9 protein-coding genes and 2 rRNA genes are annotated in these 9,660 nt (G+C 66.8%); 7 read left to right on the forward strand and 4 right to left on the reverse strand.

The window, feature by feature from the left end; genetic code table 11:
* Positions 1–34 precede the first annotated feature (34 nt).
* Together rrf (P3W75_RS14930) and rrf (P3W75_RS14935) are read left to right on the forward strand one after the other, a co-directional pair.
* Positions 35–150: ribosomal RNA gene (rrf, locus tag P3W75_RS14930) — 5S ribosomal RNA — on the forward strand.
* 105 nt (positions 151–255) lie between these two features.
* Positions 256–371 (forward strand): 5S ribosomal RNA (gene rrf, locus P3W75_RS14935).
* A gap of 463 nt (positions 372–834) precedes the next feature.
* On the opposite strand, the gene fabB is transcribed toward rrf (P3W75_RS14935), so the two are convergent.
* The 3 genes from fabB to P3W75_RS14950 all read right to left on the reverse strand — a co-directional run bounded on the left by fabB (position 835) and on the right by P3W75_RS14950 (position 4,745).
* The gene (fabB, locus tag P3W75_RS14940; RefSeq protein WP_276228138.1) at positions 835–2,052 is read right to left on the reverse strand and encodes a beta-ketoacyl-ACP synthase I; all 1,218 of its coding nucleotides are present in this window, start codon (positions 2,050–2,052) and stop codon (positions 835–837) included.
* A gap of 11 nt (positions 2,053–2,063) precedes the next feature.
* Positions 2,064–2,579 (reverse strand): 3-hydroxyacyl-[acyl-carrier-protein] dehydratase FabA, encoded by a 516-nt coding sequence (gene fabA / locus P3W75_RS14945; RefSeq protein ID WP_276228139.1) that lies wholly within the window; start codon positions 2,577–2,579, stop codon positions 2,064–2,066.
* Positions 2,580–2,819: 240 nt separating this feature from the next.
* Complete coding sequence (locus P3W75_RS14950) at positions 2,820–4,745, reverse strand: ATP-binding protein (RefSeq protein WP_276228140.1); 1,926 nt, start codon at positions 4,743–4,745, stop codon at positions 2,820–2,822.
* Between the two features lie 198 nt (positions 4,746–4,943).
* Here P3W75_RS14950 and P3W75_RS14955 point away from each other — a divergent pair, with 198 nt between their 5' ends.
* The 3 genes from P3W75_RS14955 to sixA are packed head-to-tail and all read left to right on the forward strand — an operon-like array spanning position 4,944 to position 6,779.
* Positions 4,944–5,966, forward strand: a complete 1,023-nt coding sequence (locus P3W75_RS14955) for an NAD(P)H-dependent glycerol-3-phosphate dehydrogenase (protein ID WP_276228141.1) — start codon at positions 4,944–4,946, stop codon at positions 5,964–5,966.
* A 10-nt stretch (positions 5,967–5,976) separates the two neighbouring features.
* Positions 5,977–6,318 carry a DUF4389 domain-containing protein gene (locus tag P3W75_RS14960; protein WP_276228142.1) on the forward strand — a complete coding sequence of 114 codons (342 nt, stop codon included), beginning with the start codon at positions 5,977–5,979 and terminating at the stop codon, positions 6,316–6,318.
* A complete protein-coding gene (sixA, locus tag P3W75_RS14965) occupies positions 6,315–6,779 on the forward strand; it encodes a phosphohistidine phosphatase SixA (protein ID WP_276228143.1) in 465 nt (154 codons plus the stop codon). Before P3W75_RS14960 ends, sixA begins: the two co-directional genes overlap by 4 nt.
* Positions 6,780–6,826: 47 nt before the next feature.
* Here the strand turns inward: sixA and P3W75_RS14970 are convergent, their stop codons facing one another.
* Positions 6,827–7,318 (reverse strand): MgtC/SapB family protein, encoded by a 492-nt coding sequence (locus P3W75_RS14970; RefSeq protein ID WP_276228144.1) that lies wholly within the window; start codon positions 7,316–7,318, stop codon positions 6,827–6,829.
* Positions 7,319–7,516: 198 nt separating this feature from the next.
* Here P3W75_RS14970 and P3W75_RS14975 point away from each other — a divergent pair, with 198 nt between their 5' ends.
* Complete coding sequence (locus P3W75_RS14975; protein ID WP_276228145.1) at positions 7,517–9,184, forward strand: AMP-binding protein; 1,668 nt, start codon at positions 7,517–7,519, stop codon at positions 9,182–9,184.
* Positions 9,185–9,219: 35 nt separating this feature from the next.
* Positions 9,220–9,648, forward strand: coding sequence for a hotdog fold thioesterase (locus tag P3W75_RS14980; RefSeq protein ID WP_276228146.1), 429 nt, complete (start codon positions 9,220–9,222; stop codon positions 9,646–9,648).
* Positions 9,649–9,660: the final 12 nt, after the last annotated feature.

Here is a 9,660-nt window from a genome sequence, read left to right on the forward strand (position 1 = left end):
CGTGTGCGCAAGCCACGAGCGTCTGAAAGAATTGCTTGACGACCATAGAGCGTTGGAACCACCTGATCCCATCCCGAACTCAGTAGTGAAACGATGCATCGCCGATGGTAGTGTGGAGTTTCTCCATGTGAGAGTAGGTCATCGTCAAGCACCTATCCCAAAGCCCCTGATCAGCCTAGCTGGTCGGGGGTTTTGCTTATTAGTGTAAGCAAACCGAATTCGGATGAGCGCCACGGCGAGCATCCAACCGAATTGCTTGACGATCATAGAGCGTTGGAACCACCTGATCCCATCCCGAACTCAGTAGTGAAACGATGCATCGCCGATGGTAGTGTGGGGTTTCCCCATGTGAGAGTAGGTCATCGTCAAGCTTCTAATACCGAAGCCCCTGATCAGCGAGAGCTGGTCGGGGGCTTTGTTTTTGTGCGTGGAAAAGTTTTGGCTGACCTGGGCGCCGGTTATGCCTGCGATGCGGTTTGCCGTGGCTGGCGATTGCGGGCGTGGCCCGCTCCTACCAGGGCGTCGCGTTCCGCGTTGGTCGGAGGCTTCCGTGAGGAGCCTCGGAGGGTCGGACTGGCAGGTATGGTGTGGGGCCGGGTGGCGGATAACCGCGAACGGTTATGCGCCCTACATTCGTGGCGCGGCCCGCTTCTGCGTGGGGTGTGCGGAGGCGCTGGGTTCCCGCGTTCGCGGGGATGACGTATGTGGGGAGGGTGTGAGGCTTGGTCTGTTCTTTTCGTTGTGGTGGGGCTTGCAGGAGGCTTCCTGTGGCTGAGAAATAGCGGACAACAAAAAAGGCGCCCCGAGGGGCGCCTTTTTTGTTGTGCTGGGCTATCAGCCGTTGAAGCGGCGCAGCACCAGGGTGGCGTTGGTGCCGCCAAAGCCGAAGCTGTTGCTCATCACGGTGTCGAGCTTGGCGTTGTCGCGGGTTTCGCGCAGGATCGGCAGGTCAGCCACTTCCGGGTCGATCTCGTCGATATTGGCCGAGCCGGCGATGAAGTTGCCTTGCATCATCAGCAGGCAGTAGATCGCCTCGTGCACGCCGGCGGCGCCCAGGGAGTGGCCGGACAGGCTCTTGGTGGAGCTGATGGCCGGGGCCTTGTCGCCGAACACTTCGCGGATGCCGCGGGCTTCCGCGACGTCGCCCACCGGGGTGGAGGTGCCGTGGGTGTTCAGGTAGTCGATCGGGGTGTCGACGGTGGACAGCGCCTGCTGCATGCAGCGGATCGCGCCTTCGCCGCTCGGGGCGACCATGTCGTAGCCGTCGGAGGTGGCGCCGTAGCCGACGATTTCGGCGTAGATCTTCGCGCCGCGCTTCAGCGCGTGCTCCAGTTCCTCGACCACCACCATGCCGCCGCCGCCGGCGATGACGAAACCGTCGCGCTTGGCGTCGTAGGCGCGGGAGGCCTTTTCCGGGGTGTCGTTGTATTGGGTGGAGAGGGCGCCCATGGCGTCGAACAGGCAGCTCTGGCTCCAGTGTTCTTCTTCACCGCCGCCGGCGAAGACCACGTCCTGCTTGCCCATCTGGATCTGCTCCATGGCCTGGCCGATGCAGTGCGCGCTGGTGGCGCAGGCCGAGGACACGGAGTAGTTCACGCCCTTGATCTGGAAGGGGGTGGCCAGGCACGCGGATACGGTGCTGCCCATGGTGCGGGTCACGCGGTATGGGCCGATGCGCTTGACGCCCTTCTCGCGAAGGATGTCGATGGCTTCCATCTGGTTCAGGGTGGAAGCGCCGCCGGAGCCGGCGATCAGGCCGGTGCGCGGGTTGGAGACCTGGTCTTCGGTGAGGCCGGAGTCCTTGATCGCCTGTTCCATCGCCAGATAGGCATAAGCCGCGGCGTCGCCCATGAAGCGGAAGACCTTGCGATCGATCAGCTCTTCGAGGTTGAGGTTCACCGAACCGGAGACGTGGCTGCGCAGCCCCATGTCGACGTAGGACTGGTTGTGGCGGATACCGGCACGGCCGGCGCGCAGGTTGGCGGAGACGGTGTCTTTGTCATTGCCCAGGCAGGATACGATGCCCAGGCCGGTGATCACGACGCGACGCATGCGGATTACCCTTAGAAGCTGTCAGTGGAGGTGAACAGGCCGACGCGAAGGCCTTCGGCGCTGTAGATTTCGCGGCCATCGACGCTGACGCTGCCATCGGCGATGGCCAGTACCAGCGAACGGTTGATGGTGCGCTTGATGTGGATGTTGTAGGTGACTTTCTTGGCGGTCGGCAGGACCTGGCCGAAGAACTTCACTTCGCCCGAACCCAGGGCGCGGCCGCGGCCGGGGTTGCCCTGCCAGCCGAGGTAGAAACCGACCAGCTGCCACATGGCGTCGAGGCCCAGGCAGCCCGGCATGACCGGATCGCCTTCGAAGTGGCAGGCGAAGAACCAGAGGTCCGGGTTGATGTCCAGCTCGGCGACCAGTTCGCCCTTGCCATACTTGCCGCCGACTTCGCTGATGTGGGTGATGCGGTCGATCATCAGCATGTTGGGGGCGGGCAGTTGCGCATTACCCGGGCCGAAGAGCTCGCCGCGGCTGCAGCGCAGCAGGTCTTCTCGGGTGAAGGCGTGTTGTTTGGTCATGCGAGCTCCTCAAAAATCCTGAACGGCAGGGCGAAATCGCCCGCCCTGCGGCTCCGCGCGCCTCATTTTTATCGCGGCGTCCTGCGGCAGCCTAGTCATAGACTGTTGCCTTGCGGTTAAAGTCACAGCTCCGGGCGAACGGTTGTTCACTTTATTCCGGTGCTTCGTTGCTCCAGCTGAGGGAGTTTACCCGCCGATCAGCCTCGCAGGTCACGAGTTTGGGCGATCGGGCCCCGCGGATCAACGTCCGGAGGTCAACCAACGCTGCAGAATCTTCTGCAAGTCGGCGCGTTTGAACGGCTTGGCCAGGTAGTCGTCCATCCCTGATTCCAGACACTGTTCGCGATCGCCCTGCAGGGCGTTGGCGGTCAGGGCGATGATCGGTACCCGCTGCCGCTCGGGCAGTGCGCGAATCTGCCGCGTGGCCTCGTAGCCGTTGAGCAGCGGAAGCCGGCAATCCATGAGGATGGCGTCGAACTCCTCGCGCTCCGCGGTGAGCACCGCCTGGGCTCCATCGCCGACCAGAGTGACGCGATAGCCGAGGCTGCGCAACATCGCTTCTATGACCGTTTGATTCACCGGGTTGTCCTCCACCAGCAGCACGCGCTGCCCGGTGGCCGGCTCCGTGGCGCGCTGCGCGTGCACCGAGGCGCCGCCGCGACGAGCCTGGAACGGCAGGGGGATTTCCAGGGTGAAGGTCGAACCCAGGCCTTCCTCGCTCGACGCCTGCAGGGTGCCACCCATGCGCTCGGCGAGGGTGCGCGCGATGGCCAGGCCCAGGCCGGTGCCGCCGTAGCGCCGCGAGGTGGACGAGTCGGCCTGCTGGAAGGCTTCGAACATGTGCTCCAGGCGTTCCGGCGAGATGCCGATGCCGCTGTCGTTGACCGCGCAGGTCAGCCACAGCACTTCGTCGTCCAGGGCCTGCCAGCGCACTTCCAGACGGATGGCGCCTTCCTCGGTGAATTTCAGCGCGTTGCCCAGCAGGTTCACCAGTATCTGCCGCAGGCGCGTGGGGTCGCCGCGCACGTCGAGGTTGTCGAGGCCTGCCTGGACATCCATGCGCAGCGCCAGGCCGCGTTGCTGGGCGCTGTGCTGGAACACCTGCAGCGAGCCCTGGATCAGTTCCAGCAGGTTGAACGGGATGCGCTCCAGCTCCAGCGCGCCGCGCTCGATACGGGAGAAGTCGAGGATGTCGTTGATGACCTTGAGCAGGTGCTCGGTGGATTCGGTGGCCAGCGCCGAGTATTCGGCCTGCTCGTGGTTGAGTTCGGTGGTTTCCAGCAGCTGCAGCATGCCCAGCACGCCGTTCATCGGCGTGCGCAGTTCATGGCTCATCATCGCCAGGAAGTCGGACTTGCTGCGGTTGGCCTGTTCGGCTTCCTCGCGCGCCGCCACCAGCTGGCCGATGGCGCGTTCCTGTTCCTTGCTGGCCTGCTGCAGGCCGCGCGCCAGGTTGTTGATGTGCCGGGCCAGGTCGCCGACCTCGCTGTGGTCGAGCACCGGCAGGCTGGTCTGGTAGTCGCCGGTCTGGATCGCCTGCACGGCGTTGGCCATGCTGCTGATCGGGGCGGCCAGGCGGCGCGCCAGGCGGCGGGCCAGGAGCAGGGTCAGGAGCAGGGCGAAGAAGGCCAGCAGGCTGGCCTTGAAGAGGATTTCCTGCTGGCGTTCGCTGAAGGCGTCGTTGGCCATGCCCACCACGACCCGGCCGAGGTAGTCGGCGTCGCTGCCCGCTGCGTCCTGGCGGCCCGGCGCATGGCGCAGGGAGACGTCGCCGGCGACCTCGGCCGGCGGCACGTGCTCGCGCTGGATGGCGGCGTGGAACACCTCGATCTTGGGGCCGCCCTGGGTGGCGTCGCTGGGCTGCTCGGCGTAGACGACGATCTCGTCGTTGCGGTTGCGCACTTCGATGAAGCGCACGTGGGGCGTGCCCAGGGTGGTGCGCAGCAGGCTCTGCAGCACTGGCAGGTTGCCCGAGAGCACGCCGTATTCCGCCGCCGGGGCCAACTGGTTGGCGATCAGCTGGCCGGTGTGGTTCAGCTCCTGGCGCAGGTCCTGCAGCCGCGAGTAGGTGAAGTAGCCGGTCAGCAGCAGGGTCAGCAGCAGCGCGGGGCCGAGGCTGATGGCGAGCATGCGGTTCTGGATGTTCCAGCCCTTGCGTGGCGTCATGGCGCCTCTCGCTTGGCTGGCGTGCGACGAAGATGGTGCGTGGGATACACGGAACGGCCCTGTTCTCGGTTCTCGACGGTGACGGATGTTAAACCAGCCGGTGTCCGTTGCCAGTAGGGTTATCCCTACTGGCCGGCGGGCCCCGGCGCCTTATAATGCCCCAATCGCCGCCCGCGTGCGGCCCGTGATGGAAGTGACATGACTGAGCAGCAACCGATCGCCGTGCTGGGGGGAGGGAGCTTCGGAACTGCCTTCGCCAACCTGCTGGCGGAGAACGGCCAGCGCGTGCGCCAATGGATGCGCGACGAGGAACAGGCGGCGAGCATCCGCGCCCTGCGCGAGAACCCGCGCTACCTGAAGGGCGTGCGCATCCACGATAACGTCGAGCCGGTCACCGATCTCGCTGCCATCCTCGACGCCTGCGAGCTGATCTTTGTCGCCGTGCCCTCCAGCGCCCTGCGCAAGGTGCTGGAGCCCTGCGCCGGGCAACTGGCCGGCAAGTTGCTGGTGAGCCTGACCAAGGGTATCGAGGCGCAGAGCTTCAAGCTGATGAGCCAGATCCTCGAGGAAATCGCCCCGGCCGCGCGCATCGGGGTGATCTCCGGCCCGAACCTGGCCCGCGAGATCGCCGAGCACGAGCTGACCGCCACCGTGGTCGCCAGCGAGGACGAGGCGCTCTGCGCCAGCGTGCAGGCCGCGCTGCACGGCCGCACCTTCCGCGTCTACGCCAGCGCCGACCGTTTCGGCGTGGAGCTGGGCGGCGCGCTGAAGAACGTCTACGCGATCATCGCCGGGATGGCCGCCGCCCTGGGCATGGGCGAGAACACCAAGGGCATGCTGATTACCCGCGCCCTGGCGGAGATGACCCGCTTCGCGGTCAAGCTCGGGGCCAACCCGATGACCTTCCTCGGCCTGGCCGGGGTCGGCGACCTGATCGTCACCTGTTCGTCACCCAAGAGCCGCAATTATCAGGTCGGCTTCGCGCTGGGCGAGGGCCTGAGCCTGGAGGACGCGGTGGCGCGCATGGGCGAGACCGCCGAAGGGGTGAACACGCTTAAGGTGCTCAAGGCCAAGGCCGACGAGCTGGGCGTCTACATGCCGCTGGTCGCCGGGCTCTACGCCATCCTCTTCGGTGGCCGCACCCTGGCCCAGGTGATCCAGGCGCTGATGAGCGGCGAGCCGAAGACCGACACCGACTTCATTCCCACCAGTGGTTTCTGAGGAGGCATCCATGTCCGCCGATCGTCTGGAAAAAGAATCCCTGGCCCTGCGCATCGTCTGGATGCTGCTGTTCGCCCTGGTCTGGTACGTCGCGCAGATGCTGCTCGGCGTCGTGGTCGTGGTGCAACTGGCCTATCGCATCATCTACGGCGCGCCCGGCGCCAGCCTGCTCGCCTTCGGCGACAGCCTCAGCCAGTACCTGGCGCAGATCGGTCGCTTCGGCACCTTCAACAGCGACGAGAAGCCCTGGCCGTTCGCCGACTGGCCGACTCCGCGCGCCCCGGAAGGCGAGGCCGCCCATGCGGTGCCGCCGGCGCCGCACCCGGTGCGCGACGAGGAGCCGAAGCTGTGAAGATCTGGCTGCTGCGTCATGGCCAGGCCGAACCCCAGGCGCGCCGCGACGCCGAGCGGCAGCTGACCGCCCACGGCCGCAAGGAAGTGCTGCAGAGCGCCGGGCACCTCGCCGGGCATGCGCTCGACGGCATCCTCGCCAGCCCCTATGTGCGCGCCCAGCAGACCGCCGAGCTGGTGCGCGAGGCGCTGGGCTTCGCCAGCGCGGTGGGTACCGCGCCCTGGCTGACGCCGGACGACGACCCGCGTGACGTGCTGCGTTTCCTCGACAACCGGAGCGAGCGCAACCTGCTGCTGGTCAGCCACCAGCCGTTGATCGGCTCCCTCGGCGGGCTGCTGGTGCACGGCAGCCGCGACGAGGCGCTGCCGATGGCCACCGCCTCGCTGGCCGAGCTGGAGGGCGAGGGCCCGCTGGCGGGCTTGATGACGCTGGTCTCGCTGTACCACCCCGGACACGGCTGAGCGTTCGCCAGCCAGGGCCCCGCGAGGGGCCTTGGCGTTTCCGGGCCTCAGGCTGAGTGGTCGTCGTCCTTCAGGTTGACGTCGCTGTCCGGGTCGCGCGCGGCCAGGCGCTGTTCCAGGCGGCTGCCGAGGACCAGGATCAGCAGTGTCAGGCCCAGGCCGATGGCGGCCGTCAGTACGTTGCCGCTGCCACAGGCCAGGCCGAGCATCGACGAGACCCAGATGGTCGCGGCGGTGGTCAGGCCCTCGATACGGTAGCGCCGCTCGTGGTGGACGATGACCCCCGCGCCGATGAAACCGATGCCGGTCAGCACGCCCTGGGCGACCCGGCTGGCGGCGTCGGCGGTGCCCGGCTGCAACTGCTGGATCACCGTGATGGCCAGTGCCGCGGCGAGGGCGGTGAGGGCGTGGGTGCGCAGCCCGGCGGGGCGGTGGTGCAGCTGGCGGTTGAGGCCGATCAGGCCGCCGAACAGGGTGGCGCAGAGCAGGTTGAAGAGCAGGGGCAACTGGGTCAGCACGCTGTCGCTTAGGGCCGGCATGGACGGGGTTTCCTTGGTCGTTCGCAGCAGCTTTTAGCAGTTTGCCGGCGGCGGCGCCATGCGCCGGTTCGGCGAAACGCCCTACAAAAGTTCACATATCCCTTCTTGCCTAGTCGCGGGTCGCGTGGAATATTCGACCAAGCAAGTGCTTGGTTGATCTATCGCTACACCTCTAGAACAACAAAAAAGGAGGGGCATGTGGTCACTGAAATTCGTTCTCCGCTCGAGCAATTCCTGCGCCGCGAGGCACGCCACCCGCACAAGAACTACCTGGTCCAGCCGCTGCCCGGCGGCCAGGTGCAGACCCTGACCTGGGGCGAAGCCGGCAACCAGGCGCGGCGTGCCGCTGCCTGGCTACGCAGCCTGGCGCTGCCGCCGGGCAGCCGCATCGCGATCATCTCGAAGAACTGCGCGCACTGGATCATCGCCGACGTCGCCATCTGGATGGCCGGGCATATCTCGGTGCCGCTCTACCCGAACCTGACCGCCGAATCGGTGCGCCAGGTGATGAGCCACTCCGAAGCGCGGGTGGCCTTCATCGGCAAGCTCGACGACTGGCCGGCGATGGCCCCTGGGCTGCCGGCGGAGGTACTCACGGTTTCCCTGCCGCTGCACCCCGAGGGGCGCTTCGATCACAGCTGGGATGACCTGCAGGCCAGCCAGCCGCTGCGGGACGTGCCGCTGCCGAACCCGGAAACCCTCGCCACCATCATCTACACCTCCGGCACCACCGGTACGCCCAAAGGCGTGATGCACTCCTTCGCCAACTTCGATTTCGCCGCCAGCCGCGCCGCCAGCCTGTTCGGCGTCGGCGAGGAGGACCGCCTGCTGTCCTACCTGCCGCTGTGCCACGTGGCCGAGCGGATGTTCGTGCAGATGGCCTCGATCTACGCCGGGCAGACGATCTTCTTCGCCGAGAGCCTGGATACCTTCCTCGCCGACATGCGTCGCGCGCGACCCACGGTGTTCTTCGGCGTGCCGCGGATCTGGACCAAGTTCCAGATGGGCGTCTACGCGCAGATGCCGGCGCAGAAGCTCGACCGCCTGCTGCGCCTGCCCATCGTCGGCCGCCTGGTTGGCCGCAAGGTGCTCGCCGGGCTCGGCCTCGACGCGGTGCGCTATGCCCTGTGCGGAGCGGCGCCGGTGCCGCCGGCGCTGCTCGATTGGTACAAGCGCCTGGGCCTGAACGTGCTGGAGGTCTACGGCATGACCGAGAACTGCGGCTATTCCCATGTCTGCCGGCCCGGCAAGCAGCGCGAGGGCTGGATCGGCCAGGCCAGCCCGGACGTGGAGGTGCGCATCAGCGAGGACGGCGAAGTGCAGGTGCGCAGCGGCGCCACCATGCTCGGCTACTACAAGGACGCCGAGCGCACCGCCGAGACCATCACCCCCGACGGCTACCTGCGCACCGGCGACAAGGGCGAGCAGGACAGCGACAGCCAGCTGCGCCTGACCGGGCGGCTGAAGGAGATCTTCAAGACCGGCAAGGGCAAGTACGTTGCCCCGGCGCCCATCGAGAACCGCCTCGCGGTGCATTCGCGGATCGAGCAGATCTGCGTGGTCGGCGACGGCCTGGTGGCGCCGTTGGGGCTTTGCGTGCTCTCCGAGGTGGGCCGCCAGGAGGCCGCCAACGGCTCGCGGACGGAACTGGAGCAGAGCCTGCGGCAGCTGCTGGAAGAGGTCAACGGCGAGCTGGACAAGCACGAGCGTCTGGCCGGGCTGGTGCTGATCCGCGAGGCCTGGAGCGTGGACAACGGCTTCCTCACGCCTACCCTGAAGATCAAGCGCAACGTGGTGGAGACCACCTACGGCGCGCGTTTCAACGAATGGGCCGAGCGCCGCGAAGCGGTGCAGTGGCATGACTGAGCCTGCTGTGGCATGACTGAGCAAGGGAGACCTGCATGAGCCTGTGGCGCACTACGCCCGACCTCGGGGCGCTCAACGCCAACCTGAAGAAGACCATCGGCGAAGTCCTCGACATCCGCTTCGAAGCGGTGGACGAGGACTCGCTGACCGCCAGCATGGTGGTGGACGCGCGCACCCACCAACCCTACGGCCTGCTGCACGGCGGGGCCTCGGTGGTGCTGGCGGAGACGGTCGGCTCCACCGCCAGCTACCTGTGCCTGGACACCAGCAAGTACTACTGCGTGGGCCTGGAGGTGAACGCCAACCACCTGCGCGGCTTGCGCACGGGGCGGGTGACGGCGGTGGCCAGGCCGGTGCACATCGGCCGTTCCACCCACGTCTGGGAAATCCGCCTGCACGGCGACGACGGCAAGCCCAGCTGCATCTCGCGGCTGACCATGGCGGTGGTGCCGCTGGATCGCTAGGCGGACGATATC

It is taken from the genome of Pseudomonas citronellolis, from assembly GCF_029335315.1.
GTDB lineage: Bacteria > Pseudomonadota > Gammaproteobacteria > Pseudomonadales > Pseudomonadaceae > Pseudomonas > Pseudomonas citronellolis_A.

Bases quoted from the DNA above. Each gene is read 5' to 3' on its own strand.
- P3W75_RS14955 (WP_276228141.1), top strand. From the start codon at position 4,944: ATGACTGAGCAGCAACCGATCGCCGTGCTGGGGGGAGGGAGCTTCGGA.
- P3W75_RS14960 (WP_276228142.1), top strand. From the start codon at position 5,977: ATGTCCGCCGATCGTCTGGAAAAAGAATCCCTGGCCCTGCGCATCGTC.
- P3W75_RS14950 (WP_276228140.1), bottom strand. From the start codon at position 4,745: ATGACGCCACGCAAGGGCTGGAACATCCAGAACCGCATGCTCGCCATC.
- P3W75_RS14980 (WP_276228146.1), top strand. From the start codon at position 9,220: ATGAGCCTGTGGCGCACTACGCCCGACCTCGGGGCGCTCAACGCCAAC.
- fabA (WP_276228139.1), bottom strand. From the start codon at position 2,579: ATGACCAAACAACACGCCTTCACCCGAGAAGACCTGCTGCGCTGCAGC.
- fabB (WP_276228138.1), bottom strand. From the start codon at position 2,052: ATGCGTCGCGTCGTGATCACCGGCCTGGGCATCGTATCCTGCCTGGGC.
- P3W75_RS14970 (WP_276228144.1), bottom strand. From the start codon at position 7,318: ATGCCGGCCCTAAGCGACAGCGTGCTGACCCAGTTGCCCCTGCTCTTC.